This window comes from Variovorax sp. GW821-FHT09B01 (assembly GCF_059418345.1).
Genome location: NZ_JBWKPQ010000001.1, coordinates 969,093 through 987,315, shown reverse-complemented (window position 1 = coordinate 987,315; position 18,223 = coordinate 969,093). Strand labels below are relative to the sequence as shown.

Annotated in this window: 7 protein-coding genes; 5 read left to right on the top strand and 2 right to left on the bottom strand. The window is 72.3% G+C overall.

The window, feature by feature from the left end:
* Positions 1-3 precede the first annotated feature (3 nt).
* The 3 genes from AC07RV_RS04240 (at position 4) to AC07RV_RS04230 (ending at position 14,086) form a co-directional block, all read left to right on the top strand.
* Positions 4-984: a FecR family protein gene (locus AC07RV_RS04240; protein WP_296784908.1), complete on the top strand. Its 981-nt coding sequence runs from the start codon at positions 4-6 to the stop codon at positions 982-984.
* Between the two features lie 204 nt (positions 985-1,188).
* On the top strand, positions 1,189-13,356 hold the full coding sequence (locus AC07RV_RS04235; RefSeq protein WP_296784905.1) for a filamentous hemagglutinin family protein: 12,168 nt from the start codon (positions 1,189-1,191) through the stop codon (positions 13,354-13,356).
* Between the two features lie 91 nt (positions 13,357-13,447).
* Positions 13,448-14,086 (top strand): RNA polymerase sigma factor, encoded by a 639-nt coding sequence (locus tag AC07RV_RS04230; RefSeq protein ID WP_296784903.1) that lies wholly within the window; start codon positions 13,448-13,450, stop codon positions 14,084-14,086.
* On the opposite strand, the gene AC07RV_RS04225 is transcribed toward AC07RV_RS04230, so the two are convergent.
* Positions 14,083-14,775 (bottom strand): hypothetical protein, encoded by a 693-nt coding sequence (locus AC07RV_RS04225; RefSeq protein WP_296784901.1) that lies wholly within the window; start codon positions 14,773-14,775, stop codon positions 14,083-14,085. The genes AC07RV_RS04230 and AC07RV_RS04225 overlap by 4 nt on opposite strands.
* A gap of 290 nt (positions 14,776-15,065) precedes the next feature.
* Here AC07RV_RS04225 and AC07RV_RS04220 point away from each other — a divergent pair, with 290 nt between their 5' ends.
* Entirely contained in the window at positions 15,066-16,088 is a 1,023-nt protein-coding gene (locus AC07RV_RS04220) for a cyclase family protein (RefSeq protein WP_296784899.1), read from the top strand.
* Positions 16,089-16,140: 52 nt separating this feature from the next.
* Positions 16,141-17,130 (top strand): Bug family tripartite tricarboxylate transporter substrate binding protein, encoded by a 990-nt coding sequence (locus AC07RV_RS04215; protein WP_296784896.1) that lies wholly within the window; start codon positions 16,141-16,143, stop codon positions 17,128-17,130.
* Between the two features lie 18 nt (positions 17,131-17,148).
* Here AC07RV_RS04215 and AC07RV_RS04210 read toward each other — a convergent pair whose 3' ends face one another.
* Positions 17,149-18,222 (bottom strand): NAD-dependent epimerase/dehydratase family protein, encoded by a 1,074-nt coding sequence (locus AC07RV_RS04210; RefSeq protein ID WP_296784893.1) that lies wholly within the window; start codon positions 18,220-18,222, stop codon positions 17,149-17,151.
* Position 18,223 lies beyond the last annotated feature (1 nt).

Here is an 18,223-nt window from a genome sequence, read left to right as displayed (position 1 = left end):
TTCATGAGCGCCGACCGCAACGCCCACGCCTCGATCCGCGAACAGGCCGATGCCTGGTGGGCGCGGCTGCGCTCGGGCCGGGCCACGCGCGCCGATGCCGAAGCGCTGCGCCAGTGGTGCGCGCAGAGCGCCGAGCACGCCCAGGCCTGGCGCGAAGTGAAGAAGGCCTGGGAGGCGCTGGAACCGGCCGCCGCGCGGGCCGTGCAGGCGGATCCCTCGGCGGCGTTTCCCGAGCGGCCGCGCCGCGCGGCCGCACCGGCTTACCGGCCCGGCCGGCGTGCCTTCGTCGCGGGTGCGGTGGCGGCGTCGGCCACCACCTTCCTGGCCTTCAGGCCGCCGCTGGGGCTGTGGCCGTCGGTCGCGGAACTGGGCGCCGACTACCGCACGGGCACCGGCGAACAGCGGCAGGTGGCGCTGTCCGACCAGGTCAGCGTGCAGATGAACACGCAGACCCGCATGAACCTGAAAGCCGGCGAGGCCGGCGACGGCATCGAGCTGGTGGCGGGCGAGGCCGAGATCCTCGCGGGCCCGCAGCGGCCGTTCGCGGTGTACGCGGGCGCCGGGCGGCTGCTGGCGCGGTCCGCGCGCTTCAACGTGCGCCACACCGGCCCGCAGGTGTGCGTGAGCTGCCTCGAGGGCACGGTCGACGTCGACCTGGCGGGCCAGCACCGCGTGCTCGAGCGCGGCCTGCAGCTGGTCTATGACGCGCAGGGCGCGCGCGCCGCGGTGGCCGTCGATCCGGCGAGCGTCAGCGCCTGGCGCAGCGGCGCGCTGATCTTCACCGACGTGCCGCTGACCGAGGTGATCGACGAGATCAACCGCTACCGGCCGGGCCGCGTCATCCTGCGCAATGCCGAGATGGGACGCCGGCCGGTCCAGATGCGCTTCGCCATCCACCAGACCGACACGGCGCTGACGATGATCCGCGAGCTGTACGGCGCCAAGCTGACGGCGCTGCCGGGCAACATCGTGCTGATGAGCTGAGCGGCTTTACCGCTCTTCAACCGCGGTAGCGGCTGCCCCAGGGCGCGGGTGCCGCGCGAAATTCCAGAAAAAAAGTTCGAGAAGCATTGCGACTTCTTTCGACGAGGCACGTCATCGAGGCATGGATGTCCTTTTCCCATGCGTCGCGTGCCCGGGGCCGGCGTCCTTCGTCACCCTTTCAAACAGTTCCAGGAAAGTACCCTCATGAAATCGTTCCATGCAGCGGCGCGCCGCAAGGCCCTCGGCAGGCCGCCCGCGTCGTCTGCGCCGGCCTCGCAGGGGCTGGGCTGGCGCCTGACGCCGCCGGCATCGGCCGTCGCCGCGCTCCTGATCGCCGCGGGCGCGGGCGGCAGCGCGCATGCGCAGCACGCCTTCAGCGCGGGCTGGATGGCGCAGAAGAACATGGCGCAGAGCACGGCGATGGCCACGGGCCGGCTGCCCAACGGCATGCCCGCCTCCACGCTGACCAACCCGCAGGCGCAGCAGCAGCAGGCCAGCGCGCAGTTGCAGCGTTCGATCGGCAACCTCAATCTGGCCGCGCAGGCGATCGCGGCGCAGCAGGCGGCACAGGCGGCCGCGCGCCAGGCCGCGCAGAACGATCCCTCGTCGGTGCCCGACGGTCTGGCCGACGGTGGCCTGAAGGTCGATACCGATTCGCTGACTGCCGGCTGGCTCAATGCCAACGCGCCCGTGCAATCGCAGGTCGGTGGCCGCACGCAGGTCGCGATCCAGCAGACCGGCGACAAGGCGATCCTCAACTGGGAGAGCTTCAACGTCGGCAGGAACACGACGGTGCAGTTCCAGCAGCAGCCCGATTGGGCGGTGCTCAACCGCGTCAACGATCCGCAGGCGCGGCCTTCGCAGATCCAGGGCCAGATCAAGGGCGACGGCACGGTGTTGATCGCCAACCGCAACGGCGTGGTGTTCTCGGGCAGCAGCCAGGTCGATACACGCAACCTGGTGGCGGCAGCCGCGAAGATCGGCGACGAGCAGTTCAAGGCGCGCGGCATCTACAGCGCGCAGCAGGACGGGACCTATGCGCCCAGCTTCACCGACGCACTGGGCAGCGTGAAGGTCGAGGCCGGCGCGCGGATCGCGACCACGGCGCCCGCCTCCGTCACGCAGGGCGGCGGCTATGTGCTGCTGCTGGGCACCGAGGTCGGCAATGCCGGGCAGATCGGCACGCCGCGCGGTCAGGTCCAGCTGGCGGCCGGCGATTCCTTCCTCATCCGCGCCGGCCAGGCCACCACGGCGAATGCCTATGCGACCACGCGCGGCAACGAGGTCTCGCCGCAGTTCAAGGTCGACAGCACGGCGGGCGCGGTGAGCAACACCGGCCTGCTGCAGGCGCCCGAAGGCGACATCACGCTCGCGGGCCGCCAGGTGGTGCAGGACGGCGTCGCGCTCGCCACCACCACCGTCAATGCCCGCGGCAGCATCCACCTGCTGAACTCGGCCAGCGATGCGCTGGGCAGGGTGACCATCGGCGCGCACGCCACCAACGCCATCGTGCTCGACGACAGCGCCGGCAGCGCGCTCGACAGCCAGCGCGACGCCTTGATCGCCGAGTCGGCGAAGCAGGACTTGGCGCGGCTGACGGTGCCGGTCACGCCCGGCGTATTCGACAACCTGGCGCGCATGGACGACCGCCGCGACCTGTCGCGCTTGGAGATCGTCTCGGGCGGCGATGTCGGCTTCGAGGGCGGCTCGCTGACCCTGGCCACCGGCGGCCAGGTCGCGGTGAGCGCGAAGGGCCGCAGCAATGTCGCGAGCCAGGCCCGGCTCGACGTCTCCGGCGCGGTCGGCGTGCAGGTGGCGATGGCCTCGAACAACGTCGAGATCAACGTGCAGGGCAACGAGCAGCGCGATGCGCCGCTGAACCGCGACACCACCCGGCTCAACAACGCCAACGTGTGGATCGACCGCCGGAAGCTGCTCTACGTGCCCGCCGGCGTCGGCGGCTACGACAAGGAACGCTGGTACACGCAAGGCGGCCTGCTCGAGGTCGGCGGCTACCTGGGCCTGCAGGGCCACGGCATCGGCGAGTGGGCCGCGCAGGGCGGCAGCATCGCCTTCGCGGGCGGCGAGCTCGTCACGCAGAAGGGCTCGAACCTCAACCTCTCAGGCGGCACGCTGGACGTGCAGACCGGCATGCTGCGCCAGAGCTGGCTCAAGGGTGCGGACGGGCGGCTCTACCGCGTCGACGATGCACCGGCGGACGTGCAGTACCAGGGCCTGTACAAGGGCTACGAGGACGCGCACCCGCGCTGGGGCGACGAGAACACGGCCTACTACTACAACCCGCTGATCGGTCCGCAGCAGCGGCTGGAGAGCGGCTACACGATCGGCCGCGACGCGGGGCAACTGATCGTGGCCACCGGCGCGGCGGTGCTCGAGGGCGATGTCACGGCCACCGCCTACCAGGGGCCGCGGCAGGTGCAGAAGCCGCAGGCCGGGCTCGACGGCTACGGGCAGTCGCAGTTCGCGGCCGCGCGCGCGGCGCAGTGGATGCTAGGCGACTGGCGCACGGCGCTGAACACCGACGCGAAGAACGGCCCGCTGGGGATCTTCCACAACCTGGCGCCGACCTCGAACGAGATCGTGTTCGCGCCCGACACGGCCGCGGTCGCGGACAGCCTGCAGGGCGGCAGCCAGGCCGCGCCGCTGCCCGAGGAACTGCAGGGCAAGGTGGTGGTGGACAGCCGCCTCGTCGACGGCTTCGGCCTGGGCACGCTCATGGCCGCCGCGAAGAACGGCGTGACGGTCGACGGCGAGCTCGCGGTGACGCCCGGCGGTGCCATTCGGCTCTACGCGCCGCAGGTCGACGTCAACGCCGACCTCACGGCGCGCGGCGGCGAGATCGCGCTGGGCAATGTGCGCGCCGTCACGCTGACCACGGGCCGGACCGTCGACCAGGCGATCTATGCCGCCACGGGCAAGACGACGCAGGTCACGGTCGGCGCGGGCGTGATGCTCGATGCGCGCGGCCTGTGGAGCAACCTGCAGCAGGATGCCGGCGACATCGCGTTCGCGCCCTACATCGACGGCGGCAGCGTGTCGATCCGCAGCATCGGCGACGTGCGGCTGGGCGCGGGCAGCGTGGTCGACGTCTCCTCGGGCGCCTCGGTCGGCCAGGGCGGCGCGTTGACCGGCGGCAAGGGCGGCGACATCGCGCTCGCCGCCAGCATCAACCTCAACGACGGCAGCAACCGCGCGCCGGGCCATGCGGAACTGCAACTCGGTGGCACGTTGCGCGGCTACGGCGTCACGGGCGGCGGCAGCCTCAGCATCGAGTCGGGCACGGCGATCGGCATCGGCGGCGAGGTGCTGCGCAACCCCGGCGAGCTGATGGCCGGCGAAGGCGCGCAGGTGAGCCTGCGGCTGCTGCACGACTACGTGATCCAGCCCGGAGAGACGGTGCCGGTCGACCAGATCACGGTCAGCCGGCTCGCGCCGGGCGAGCAGGTGCAGGCCACGGTCGTGCCCGCGCTGAGCTACGGCACCTCGGTGGTGGTCACGGCGGCCGCGTGGCGCCTGAGCCCGGGCCAGGTCGCCTACGGCATCGACGCGCGCGGTGCCACCAGCCTGTTCCAGTCGGGCAGCGTGGTGCCGGCCGGCATCAGCCTCTACTACATCTCGCAGTTCGCGGCGGGCGACGTGGTGCCCGCCGATGCCTTCCCCGACGGCATCCCGATCCCGCCCAGCACCCAGCACTACGCACCCGGCAGCGTCGCGAGCGCGCCGATCCGGCTCGCGGCTGGCACGCTGCTCGCGCCGGGCGTGGTGCTGCAGCGCGACAGCGCGGTGCAGCCGGTGCTCGGCCTCGACCCCTCGCTGTTCCGCAGCGGCTTCTCGCACTACGCGGTGACGGGCCACGACGGCGTCGCCGTGCTCGACGGCACGCAACTGGACGTGCGCATGCCGGTCTACCGCTGGGACGGCAGCGCGCCGCTGCCGCCGACCGGCACCGAGACGGCGCGCGCGCTGCAGCTGTGGACGCCGCCGCTCTACACCGAGGACCCGCTGCACGCGAAGCTCGCGCAGCGCGGCGGCGCCAGCCTGGCGCTGGGTTCGCAGGTCGCGGGCACCACCATCGGTGCCGTGTCCGACGTGGTGCCGCTGTCGATCGGGGCGGGCGCGGTGGTCACGGTCGATCCGGGCCAGGAGATCGCGCTGCTCAGCAGCGGCGGCCAGGTCACCATCGACGGCACGCTCAACGCCTGGGGCGGCCGCATCTCGGTCGCTTCGCTGAACCTGGCGGCCGGCGGGCCGGGCACCTCGATCTGGATCGGCGACGACGCGCGGCTCGACGTGGCGGCGCGGCCCTACGTGGCGCGCGACACGCTGGGCCGGCCCTACGGCATCGCGCCCGATGGCGGGTCCATCGAGCTCGGCCTGGCGCAGGCCTTCATCGTGGTGCGGCCCGGTGCGGTGCTCGACGCCTCGGGCAGCCAGGCCGGCATCGATCTCGCGGCCGGCGGCGCCGCATCGGCGCCCGCGCATCCGGTGCAGATCGCGGGCGACGGCGGCAGCATCGCGCTGCGCTCCTACGACGGCATGTTCCTCGACGGCCAGCTGCTGGCGCGTGCCGGCGGTGCCGGCGCGGCGGGCGGCACGCTCACGCTGGAGATGAACAACCGCATCTACGACACGGCCACCGACGACGACCAGGTCCTGCACCGCATCACGCTGTCGCAGCGGCACGTGCCGACCGCGCTGCCGTCCACGCTGCGGCCCGGCCAGGCCGATGCGGCGCTGCGCTGGGGCAATGCGGCGCTGGGCGTCGACCAGGTCGAGGCCGGCGGCTTCGATGCGCTGACGCTGTATGCGCACGACCTGATGGTGTTCGACGGCGACGTCGATCTCTCGCTCGGGCGCAGCCTCAACTTCAAGAGCGGCGTGTTCACCATGGCCGACGGCACGCCCACGGCGCAGGTCCGCATCGCGGCGCCCTACATCCGGCTCGACGGTGGCGTCGACTGGACGCCGAACGGCAGCCGCTACCAGCCCGGCCTGGTCGGGCCGACGGCCGGGCCCGGTGTCTCGAAGGGCAGCCTGCTGTCGCTCTCGGGCGACCTGATCGACATCTACGGCCAGGTGCTCGACGGCATGAGCGTGTACCTCGGCGGCGCGGGTCCGATGGTGCCGGCGCACACGGCCTCGGCGCTGGCCTTCGACACGACGGCGCTCACGAGCAGCGGCGACATCCGCTTCGCGGGCGCGGTGACATCGAGCGGCGACATCGTGGCCACCGCGGCGCAGCTCTATCCGATGAGCGGCAAGTACGGCGGCCTGCTCGCGGGCGCCAGGGGCAACGGCACCAGCGGCGGCATCGATCCCGACAGCGTGCTCGCGATCCGCTCGAACGGCAATGCGGCGCCGGTGCCGGCCTCGGTGTTCGGCGCCCTGCTGCTGGCCGGCGGCACGGTCGACCAGGGCGGCGTGGTGCGCGCGCCGCTGGGTGTCATCGCGCTCAACGAACTCGGCGGCCCGCTCACCAACATCGCCTGGCAGACCGCGGCCGGTGCGAACCGCCTGTTCGACGGCAAGGTGGTGCTGCGCGACGGCAGCCTGACCTCGGTCAGCGCGCAGGGGCTGGTCATGCCTTTCGGCGGTACCCAGGACGGCCTGACCTACCAGGGCGCGAGCGGCACGCTGTTCGACCTCGCGCAGGCGCAGGTCAACATCGCGATCGCCGGCAAGTCGATCCAGGTCGAGCCAGGCGCGGTGCTCGATCTCTCGGGCGGTGGCCAATTGATGGGCGAGGGCTTCGTCTCGGGCCGCGGCGGCTCGGTCAACGTGCTGGCCACGCCGCTGTACAACGCCAACCCGGCGCTCAACCGCTACAGCAGCGCCGGCAACGCGGTGTATGCGGTCGTGCCCGGCTATGCCGCGGCCTATGCGCCGACCATTGCCGACAAGGGCGCGGGCGACCCCGCCATCGGCCAGCAGGTGACGGTGGGGGCCGGCGTGCCCGGCCTGCCCGCGGGCACCTACACGCTGCTGCCGGCCAGCTATGCGCTGCTGCCCGGCGCCTTCCGCGTCGAGCTCGGCGCGCCGCAGGACGCACTGCTGCCGGCGCGCCAGTCGGGCCTGGTGGCCGTGCCCGGCGGCTCGTGGCGCACCGAGGGCACGCTGCAACTGGCCGGCACCGGCATTCGCGAATCGCTGCCGCGCGAACTGCTGCTGACGCCCGGCCAGGCGGTGCGCAGCTACACCCAGTTCAACGAAACCAGCTATGCCGACTTCGCGCTCGCGCAGGCGGCGCAGTTCGATGGCCGGCGCGCGCGCCTGCCGTCCGACGGCAAGACGCTGCTGCTGGACTTCCGGCAGAGCGACGAGGTGGCCGCGCCGCTGCGCTTCGGCGGCAGCGCGCGCTTCGACGCCGCGGCCGGCGGCATTCCGGGCCAGCTCTTCGTGATCGGCAATGCCGACATGGAGATCACCGGCCCCGGCGCGGCGCCGGTGCCCGGCGCGATCTCGCTCGCGGCCAGCGAGCTCAGCGCCTTCGGCGCCAGCACGCTGGCCCTGGGCGGCTGGTACACCTACTTCAACGGCCTGGATTCGTCGGGCGACGGCGCGCGCCTGTACTTCACGCAGGTCTACAACGGCGGCAACGCGCTGCACGTGCGCGACGGCGCCACCCTGCGCGCGGGCCAGATCTTCCTGCTCGGGCGCGACGAGGTCACGGTGGACGGCGGCGCCACGCTCGACACGCGCGGCTTCGGCTCCCCCGGCATCGACTCCGACCTCGGCTACATCTATGCCAACAACCTGCGCAGCAGCGCCACCAGCGACACGCCCGCGGTGCTGGCGGTGGGCAACGGCTGGCTCGACTTCCTGCCGTCGGTGGGGCCGGGCCGCGTCACCGTGGCCGACGGCGCCACCTTGCTGACCGAAGGCACCATCGCCTTCGCCGCGCCCGGCGATCTGGTGCTCGGCGATGCGCGGCTGGGCGCGCGCTACCTCTCGGTGTCGCAGAACCAGATCAACATCGGCACCGCCGATTCGCTCGCCGCAGCGCGGGCCGCCGGTGCGTTGCCCGCGGGCTGGCAACTGACCCAGGACGTGCTCGACCGGTTGCTGCGCCCGGCCGCCGACGCGGGCGTGCCGGCGCTCGAACGCTTGAGCCTGTCGGCCGGCGGGGCCTTCAATTTCTTCGGCTCGCTCTCGCTCGACACCGGCAACGCGCAGGCCCAGCTGGTGCTCAACACGCCGGCCTTCTACGGCTGGGGCGACAGCGCGGACACGGTGCGCATCGCGACCCGCTCGCTGGTGTGGAACGGCGTCGCGACCGGCGCCGGCACCGTCGCCAGTCCCTACGCCAGCGCGCTGCCCGCGCCGGTGCAGGCCGGCGGCCCGGGCACCGGCAGCGGCCGGCTGGTGATCGATGCGCAGAGCGTGCAGTTCGGCTACGACGCACTGAGCCGGCCGCAGGCGCAGGCCACGCTCGACCGCGTCGCGCTCGGCTTCGCCGGCGTCGAGATCAATGCCAGCGACAGCATCGTGTCCAACAGCGCCGGCTCGCTCTCGGTCGGCCATGCGCGCGGCGTCGACGGCCGGCTGGTGGACGGCGACCTGCGCATGAACACGCCGCTGCTCGCGGGCCAGGCCGGCTCGTCGATGCGCTATGCCGCGGGTGGCGCGCTGCGCATCGCCGCGCCCGAAGGCGTGGCGGTCGCCGACACGGCCGCCTTCGACGAGCTCGGCGGCCGCATCGCGCTGCAGGGGCGCTCGGTGTCGCTCGACACCGCCGTGGCGCTGCCCAGCGGCAGGCTCGACGTGCAGGCCGAGGGCGACATCGCGCTCGGCGACCACGCGCAGATCGACCTGGCGGGTCGCGGCATCGCCTTCTTCGACCTCATGCGCTACAGCTGGGGCGGCAGCGTGACGCTGACCAGCACCGGCGGCAGCATCGCGCAGGGCGCGGGCTCGCGCATCGACGTCTCGGCCGCCCACAACGACGCCGGCTCGCTGAGCGCGAGCGCGCTCGGCGCGGGCGGGCAGGTCCGGCTCGGCGGCACGCTGCGCGGGCAGGGCGGCGGCACGCAGGAGGGCCGCGGCTTCGCGGACGGCCGCTTCACGCTGGCGGCCGACCGCTTCGGCGATGCCGACTTCGCGGCCTACAACACGCAGCTCGACGGCGCTGGTTTCTTCGGCGCGCGCGACTTCACGCTCGGCAGCGGCGACCTGCGCGTGGGCAGCCTGCGCGCGCACGAGGTCAGCATCACGGTCAACGGCGGCAGCCTGGCCATCGACGGTCGCATCGACGCCTCGGGCCCCGACGTCGGCAGCATCGCGCTGGCGGCGCGCGGCGATCTCTCGCTGGGCGCCGGCGCGGTGCTCGACGCGCACGGCACGCGGCTCGCGGTCGACAGCCAGGGCCAGGCCATCGATGCCTCGAACCGGGCCCGGGTGTCGCTGGCCACCACGGCCGGCACCCTGCGGCTGGCCGGCGGCGCCAGCGTCGACCTGCGCGCGGCCGACGACGTGGCGCGCGGCCAGCTCGGCCTCGCGGCGCCGCGCCTCGGCGAGACCGCCGGCGACCTCAGGATCGAGGCCGGCGGCGCGCTGTCGATCAAGGGTGCCGCGAGCATCGCGCTCGATGCCTTCTGGACCTACACGCCCACGGATGCGAACGGCACCGTCACGCAGGACAACGGCGACGCGGCCGGCGGCGCGGTCGGCGCCAACGGCAAGGTGGGCCTGAACCAGGTCGACCGGCGCAACGCGGCCTTCATCGACGCGGCCTGGGCCAACCTCGGGCTGCGCGGCCGGGTCGCGGGGCTCACGGCCTACGGCGATGCCTTCCACCTGCGCCCCGGCGTGGAGATCCGCGCCAGCGGCGACCTGAGCACCGAGGGCGACCTCGATCTCTCGGGCCTGCGCTACGGCCCGAAGGCCGATCCCGCGCGGCGCGGCTCGGGCGAGCCGGGCACGATCGTGCTGCGCGCCGCGGGCGACCTGAACATCCGCGGCAGCATCAGCGACGGCTTCGCGCCGCCGGGCGCCACGCCCGACGACAACGGCTGGGCGGACCGCCCGACCGGTGCCGACGGCACGCAGGGCCGCATGTGGGCGACGGCGCCGATGCTCGCGCCCGGCATGCAGTCGTGGTCGATGCGGCTGGTCAGCGGCGCCGACCTGCAGAGCGCCGACAGCCGCACCGTGCTGCCGTCGTCGCGGCTCGGCGGCAAGGGCGCGCTGGTGCTCGACGACCTGCACTATGCGGGTACCGCGGGCGATGCGCCCTTCGCCGCGGTGAGCGTGGTGCGCACCGGCACCGGCGACCTCGGGCTCTACGCCGGTGGCAGCTACGTGCAGAAGTCGCCGTTCGGCGTCTACACCGCCGGCACGCAGCTGGCGGACACCGGCCCCGACTCGGGCTACAACGCGCCGCGCTCGCTGCAGTCCGACGGCACGGCCTTCGGTCCCTACCAGGACGCCTACGGCGCCACCCTCGGCGCGCAGCGCATGTGGTACACGGGCGGCGGCGGCGACCTGAACCTCTGGGCGCAGGGCGACATCATGGGCTTCCAGGACGCCGGCACGCAGTCGGTCGGCGAATGGCTCTGGCGCCAGGGCGGCGATGCGCTGGGCCAGAAGACCGGCTGGGGCATCAACTTCGGCAGCTACGCGGTCGACAGCGACGGCTTCAACTACTCGCTCACGCTGCCGGCCTTCTCGGGCATCGGCGCGCTCGGCGGCGGCAACGTGTCGGTGCGCGCCGGCGGCAACATCGGCAGCCCGCACGGCTGGAACGATTCGACTTCCAAGCCCGGCCTGGACGGCATCGCGGTCGCGGTGGGCGGCAGCGGGCGCGTGGTCGACGGCCGGCTGCAGCAGACCGGCGGCGGCACGCTGCGCGTGAGCGCGGGCGGCGGCATCTACGCCGGCGTGTACGCCAACCTGCGCGGCGACACCCTGGTCGACGCGCAGCACGCGGGCACGCTCGAGCTCAAGAACTACGGCGCGCGCAACACCGACCCGCGCACGCTCGATCCGCGCACCGCCTATGCGGCCGAGACGCGCGATGCGCTGAACTTCGCGCCCGGCGACGGCACGGTGTCGGTGCGCACGCTGGGCGACCTGGCGCTCAACACGCTGATCGACCCGGGCCGCGTGGGCCAGCACGTCGACACCGCCGTGCCGCTCGACGGCAACCCCACCGGCGGCGCGGGCGCGACCTGGTTCACGCTGTGGTCCGAAGACAGCGGCGCCGAGCTGTTCTCGGCCGGCGGCAACCTAACGGCCTTCGGCACCACGCTCACGCAGTTCCTGCCACCGGTGATGCGCGCGGTGGCCGCGGGCGGCAGCATCTACAACGCCCCGGCCAATTCGGCCACCCTGATGCTGCCCTCGCCGCGCGGCGCGCTCGACCTGCTCGCCAAGGGCAGCGTGGTGGGCGACTCGGCCAACAATCCGGCCAACAACACCGGGCAGATCGGCCTGCTCGGCAGCTCGCGCGCGACGCTGGCGACGCCGCTGAACCCGGCCTGGCGCGTGATCCAGACCGGCACCGTCGGCGACTACATCGTCGCGAGCAACTACTGGACCGCGCCCTATCCCTTCTCGTACATCGACCCGTTCGACTACACGGCGATCTACGAGCACCTGTACGACTACTACGGCGCCCACGGCTACATGGGCATCGGCGGCACGCCGTTCGTGTTCGGGCCCAACACCCTGACCGACGACAGCGCGGCCGGCAACGGCACGCCGATCCACGTCTATGCGGTGCACGGCGACGTGCTCGGGCTGCAGCTGGGCCTGGAGCTGGTGACCGACACCAGCGCGCCGAACTCGCCGGGGCCGCTGTACTACCAGGCCTCGAAGCCGGTGCGCGTTCTCGCGGGCGGCGACATCGTCGGCAGCCGCGGCCTGATCGTGCACGACGCGACCACCGACGTGTCGATGATCGCAGCCGGCGGCAGCGTGATCCAGAGCAACTTCGACATCGCCGGGCCGGGCACGCTCGAGGTCAGCGCGGGCCGGCAGATCTACCAGGGCAACAGCGCCAGCCTCACCAGCCTGGGCGGCATCGAGAGCGGCGACCTGCGCCCGGGCGCCAGCATCGTGCTGCAGGCCGGCCTGGGCGCCGGGCTGCCCGGCCAGGGCGCGAGCGATTTCGCGGGCTTCGCGGCGCGCTACCTCGATCCGGCCCATGCCAGCGATGCCTCGCGCGCGCTGGCCGACCAGCCGGGCAAGGTGGCCAAGACCTACGACGCCGAGCTGGCGCAATGGCTGCGGGAGCGCTTCGGCTACGCGGCCGCGTCGGCCGCCGATGCGCTGGCCTACTTCGAGGCGCTGGCGCCCGAGCAGCAGCGCATCTTCGTGCGCCAGGTGTTCTATGCCGAGCTCACGGCCGGCGGGCGCGAGTACAACGACGCGAGCAGCAAGCGCTTCGGCAGCTACCTGCGCGGGCGCGATGCCATCGCGGCGCTGTTCCCGGGCGTCGATGCGCAGGGCCGGGCCATCGTGCACGACGGCGGCATCACGCTGTACCAGGGCGCGAACACCAATGCCGGCGTGCGCACCGTGGCGGGCGGCGACATCCAGACGCTGGCGCCCGGCGGCACGACGCTGGTGGGCGTGGAGGGCATCACGCCGTCGAGCCTCTCGGGCGTCACGCCCGCGGGCCTCGTGACGCAGGGCGAGGGCAGCATCGACATGTACAGCGAGGGCAGCATCCTGCTGGGCCTGTCGCGCATCATGACCACCTTCGGCGGCGACATCCTCGCGTGGTCGGCCACGGGCGACATCAACGCGGGGCGCGGCGCCAAGACCACGCTGGTCTACACGCCGCCCAAGCGCGAGTACGACCCGCTGGGCAACGTGAAACTCTCGCCCAACGTGCCAAGCACCGGCGCGGGCATCGCGACGCTGAACCCGATTCCCGAAGTGCCGCCGGGCGACGTGGATCTGATCGCGCCACTGGGCACCATCGACGCGGGCGAGGCGGGCATCCGCGTGTCGGGCAACGTGAATCTCGCGGCGCTGCAGGTGGTCAACGCGGCCAACATCCAGGTGCAGGGAAAGAGCGCCGGCATTCCCGTGGTGGCCGCGGTGAACGTGGGCGCGCTGACCAATGCCAGCGCCGCCGCCTCGCAGGCCGCGATGGCGGCGCAGGACACGGTGCAGCGCGAACGCACGGCCGCGCGGCAGGCCTTGCCCTCGGTCTTCACGGTGCGCGTGCTGGGCTTCGACAACGAGAGCCCGGCGGGCAACCCCGATGCACCGGCGAATGCGCCGCGCAGGGAACCCGCCAGTTACGACGCGACCAGTTCGGTGCGCGTGCTGGGCGTCGGCGACCTGCCCGATTCGGCGCGCCGGCAACTCACGCCGCGGGAGCGCGCCAACCTCGGCCTGTAGCGCGCCGGACCGGCGCGCCTTCGGTGGATTCGGGCTGCCGCGACCGGCAGGCCCGGCCGCCGCATGCCTTCTTCACCCGAGCATCACCACCATGACCCCCTCCCTTCATGCGAGCGCGGCGCGTCCGGCATCCGGTGGCCGCTGGGCCGCGTCCTTCGAGCCTTTGGACTTCGGGCGCGAAGTGCCGTCGCGCGAACGCGGGGAACCGCGCGGCGCGACGGAAGGCATCGGCCCCGATCTGCAGGTGTTCCTGGTGGCGAACTACGCGCGCCTGCACCGGCGCCTGATGCATCACCTGGGATGCCCCGACCTGGCCAGCGACAGCCTGCACGATGCGTGGATCCGCCTCGGCGATCGAACCTCCGCGCAGGCGGCGCAAAGCCCCGAGGCCTATGTCTACCGCGTCGCCTGCAACGCGGCGACCGACCGGCTGCGCGCCGACAGATCGTGGCAGTACGCGAGCGATGCCGAGACCGAGCTCGAGCACCTCGCCGATCTCTCGCCGGGCCCCGAGGCCATCGCCGATGCGCGCTCCGAACTCGCGGCGGTGGAGCGCGCCTTGCAGCACCTGCCGCAGCGCCATCGCTCGGTGCTGATCGGGTTGCGCATCGAGGAGATGACGCGCGAGGAGGTCGCCCGGCGCTGCGACCTGAGCCTGCGGCGGGTCGACACGGTGCTGCGACGGACGCTGGACCACTGCGCGTCGTCGGTCAGCATGGACCGGCTCTAGAGCGACGCCACCGCCGCCACGGCCCGCTTGCCCGCATTCGCCGCCTGCGGGTGCGCGTGCGCCGCGCACATCGATGCGATCTCGCGCAGTGCTGCGGACGGACGCTTCGCGATCTCCACCGCGAGCGCTTCCGCCACGAAGAAATTCTCGTGCGACGCGAGCTCGCGCAGCAGCCCGTTATCGCGCAGGTCCAGCGACGGAATGAAGGCGACGGCCGCATCCTCGTCGTCCGCGGAAGCGAGCAGCGAGCGGATCAGCGCGCCCACGCCCGCCTGGTCGTCCGCGGGCGGCGATACCGGGGGATGGAAGTCCTCGATCTCCCGATCGTCGGCGGCGGCGCGCCGGACCGCGTCGAGAAAGCCTTCGACGTCGGCGAACACCACGCGCGAGTCGCCGTCGTGGCTCAGGTACAGGACCGCGCCGGCCAACGGCGGCGCGGCCAGCAGCAGGTGATGGTTGCTCGTCTGCGGATCGTCGAGCACCAGGCCGTCGAGCCGCCGCGGTATCGGGAGCGACCGCAGGTCCAGGCTCCAGCGGACGATGTCGACGGCGGAAAGCAATGACGCGCCGGAGAAGTCCTGGCCGTCGATGCGCGCGAGATACGCATCGAGTCTCTGTCGCGCGGTCGCCGAGAGGGCCTCGGGCGGTTCCGGGGCGTGGGGAGGAGAGGAGGAGGGATCGCTCGGCATGGACCAATGGTATCGGCGGCGACTGCCATCGCATCCGTATCGGTGACGGACCGCTCTCGCACGAGCCACCCCATGCCAGTACATACCGAGTGGTATCTATTGAGAAGAAGGGCAATGATAGGCGCTTGATAGTAAAGGGATCGATATAGAACCTGTCCTGGAGCCCGAGGGTCACCCTCGATTGACTGCGTGCCATACCTAATAGTATGTTTCGTCTGCTGCCGGCAGACGGGACACGACTCCACGCGCGCAGCCCTTCTTTGGCCTCTCTCTTCAAGAAAGCTCCGCCCATGGACAAGCCACGCTGGCAACACCGCCCCGAAGGATCGAACTGGGGCGATTTCGGCCCCGACGACCAGATCGGCCGCATGAACCTGCTGACACCGGCCACGCGCCTGCGCGCCTTCCGCGAGGTCGAGCACGGCACGGCGTTCTGCCTGAGCCTGCCGCTCGACCATCCGGGCGGCAACACGCTGTTCCAGCACCGCAAGGCGCCGAAGTTCGTCTACGAGAAGCGCGGCGACAGCTTCAACTTCAACTACCGGCTGTCCAACGTCAACGACTGCTTCTGCGACGTGATCTCGGACGACGCGGTGCTGATGTTCCTGCAGTACTCGACGCAGTGGGACGGCCTCGGCCACGTGGGCCAGATGTTCGATGCCGACGGCGACGGACGGCCCGAGAAGGTCTACTACAACGGCTTTCGCGCCGGCATCGAGATCGTCGGCCCCGACGACGCCGAACGCGGCTGGGGCGCGCGCTCGATCGGCATCGAGCGCATGGCCACGGCCGGCGTGCAGGGCCGCGGCGTGCTGGTCGACCTCGAGCGCATCCACGGCCGCGAGCGCGCGCTGGTGGGCTACGACGGCCTGATGGCCGCGCTCGAGGCGCAGGGCGCGAGCGTGGAGCAGGGCGACTTCCTGTGCCTCTACACCGGCTTCGCCGACCTGATCCTCGAGATGAACAAGCAGCCCGACGGCGAGGTGCTGGCGCGCTCGTGCGCGGTGCTCGACGGCCGCGACGAGAAGCTGCTGCAGTGGATCACCGACTCGGGCATCGTCGCGATCTGCGCCGACAACTTCGCGGTCGAGGCCTATCCGGCCCGCCCCGGCGCGAACGGCTCCTACCCGGGACTGCCGCTGCATGCGCACTGCCTCTTCAAGCTCGGCCTGCACCTGGGCGAGCTCTGGTATTTCGCCGAGCTCGCGCAATGGCTGCGCGCGCACAAGCGCTCGAGCTTCCTGCTGACCGCGCCGCCGCTGCGGCTGCCGGGCGCGGTGGGCTCGCCGGTCACGCCGGTGGCGACGGTCTGAAGCGCGCGCATCGACACGCGCGAACCGACGAAGAACCAAGGAGACAAGAGACATGCGAATCCGATCGAAGACCCTGGCGCTGGCCGCCGCGCTGGCCCTGCCGCTGCTGCCGCTGGCCGCGGCGGCGCAGGCCGATGCCGCGGCCAACTGGCCGAGCAAGCCCGTCACGCTGGTCGTGCCGTTCCCGCCCGGCGGCACCAGCGACGTGGTGGGGCGCCAGCTCGCGGTGCAGCTCGGCGAGGCGATGGGCGGCACCTTCATCATCGACAACAAGGCCGGCGCGGCGACCGCGATCGGCGCCTCGTTCGTGGCGCGCGCGCCCAAGGACGGCCACACGCTGCTGCTGTCGGCCGGCAGCACCTTCACCACCACGCCGCACCTGATCGACAAGCTGCCCTACAAGCTCGAGGACTTCGCGCCGGTGGCGGCGGTTGCTACCGTGCCCTTCGCCTTCGTGGTGAAGAAGGACTTCCCCGCGAAGACGGTGGCCGAATACGTGGCCTATGCCAAGGCCAACCCCGGCAAGATCAACAACGCCACCAACGGCCAGGGCAGCATGGTCCACCTGCTGGGCGAGCTGATCGCCACCGGCCTCGACGTGAAGATGACGCAGGTGCACTACAAGGGCGCGGCGCCGGCCACCATGGACATGATCGGCGGCATCGTCGATTCGAACGTGGAGGCGCTCACGAGCGCGCTGCCGAACGTGAACGCGGGCAAGTACCGCGCGATCGCGGTGCTCAGCGCCGAGCGCCAGCCGCTGATGCCCGAGGTGCCGACCTTCAAGGAGCTCGGCTATCCCTCGATCGTGGGCGAGACCTGGTATGCGGTGTTCGCGCCGGCCGGCACGCCCAAGTCGGTGATCGACAAGCTCAATGCGGCGCTGCGCAAGGTCACGACCTCGAAGCGCTTCGCCGATGCGATGCACAAGATCGGCAACGAGGCCAAGGCGAGCACGCCCGGCGAGCTGATCGAGGTGACGCAGCAGCAGAGCCAGAAGTGGGGCGAGCTCATCACGCGCCTCAACATCAAGGCGGAGTGAGTCCCCGGCGCTGCCTGCCTAGCCGGGCAGGTAGCGCAAGTCGCGCATCGCCTGCAGGTGCTCGACGATGCATTGCTCGGTGTCGATGCAGTCGCCGAAGCCGGCCTGCCGCAGCTTGACGGTGGACACCAGCGGCGGCAGCGCGAGCGGGCGCCGCGCGGCCCAGGTCGCCTCGGCGTACTGCCACGAGAGGCCGATCAGCGCATCGAGATCGCGCTCGCGCAGGCCCTCGCGCTGCGCGATCCGTTGCCACAGCGCGGCCTGCGCGGGCATCTGCTCGCGCAGGCGCACGCCCGTGGCTTCGCCCAGCGGCATCTCGAAGAAGGCCGCCAGCCGCTCGAACAGGCTGGCCCAGACCACCACGTCGCCGTTGGCGATGTTGAAGGCCTCGCCGTGCGCGCGCGGCTCGTGCCAGGCCCATTCGATGGCCTTGGCGATCAGGCGCGCGTCGGTGCATTCGGTCAGCAGGTGCGGATGGGCGGGGCAGGCCAGCGGTTGGCCGCGCTCGCGCGCGAGCACCGCGTAGGCGCCGATCGCGGCCACCGGGTTCATCGCGCTGCCGGTCGCCACGCCCAGCACGATCTGCGGCCGGAACACGGTCCAGGCGAAGCCCGCGCGCGCCGCGCGCTCGGCCACCAGGTCCTGCTGGTCGAAGTAGAAGTTGGCGTGGTCGCGCACCGCGTCCTGCTCGCGCGCGGGCACGCGCATCGGCCGGCCCGTGTGCACGCCATAGGCCTTGGTGCCCTGCAGCAGCGTCACGTGTCGCAGGGGCGCGCCCTCGAGCGCATCGAGCGTGTGGCGCAGCATGCGGTTGTTGAGCTCGATGTTCTCGCTTGCGCGCCAGCCCTGCAGCAGGTCGGGCTGCTCGTTGAGCGCGGCATAGACCAGGTGCGTGGCATCGCGGTGCGGCGCCAGCGCCTCGCGCGTGGCCCCGGCATCGCGCAGGTCGGCCGAGACCCAGGTCGCGTCGGGCGCGAAGTCGGGCCGCCTGCGCGCCAGGCCCACGGCACGCAGGCCGGGCCGCTGCGCGAAACGTTCCATCGCGGCGCGTCCCACCACGCCGAGCGCGCCCACCACCAGCACCTTGTCCATG

What these genes read in the sequence shown, in the direction of transcription:
- AC07RV_RS04240 (WP_296784908.1), top strand. Translation starts at nt 4, where the DNA reads ATGAGCGCCGACCGCAACGCCCACGCCTCGATCCGCGAACAGGCCGAT.
- AC07RV_RS04235 (WP_296784905.1), top strand. Translation starts at nt 1,189, where the DNA reads ATGAAATCGTTCCATGCAGCGGCGCGCCGCAAGGCCCTCGGCAGGCCG.
- AC07RV_RS04230 (WP_296784903.1), top strand. Translation starts at nt 13,448, where the DNA reads ATGACCCCCTCCCTTCATGCGAGCGCGGCGCGTCCGGCATCCGGTGGC.
- AC07RV_RS04225 (WP_296784901.1), bottom strand. Translation starts at nt 14,775, where the DNA reads ATGCCGAGCGATCCCTCCTCCTCTCCTCCCCACGCCCCGGAACCGCCC.
- AC07RV_RS04220 (WP_296784899.1), top strand. Translation starts at nt 15,066, where the DNA reads ATGGACAAGCCACGCTGGCAACACCGCCCCGAAGGATCGAACTGGGGC.
- AC07RV_RS04215 (WP_296784896.1), top strand. Translation starts at nt 16,141, where the DNA reads ATGCGAATCCGATCGAAGACCCTGGCGCTGGCCGCCGCGCTGGCCCTG.
- AC07RV_RS04210 (WP_296784893.1), bottom strand. Translation starts at nt 18,222, where the DNA reads ATGGACAAGGTGCTGGTGGTGGGCGCGCTCGGCGTGGTGGGACGCGCC.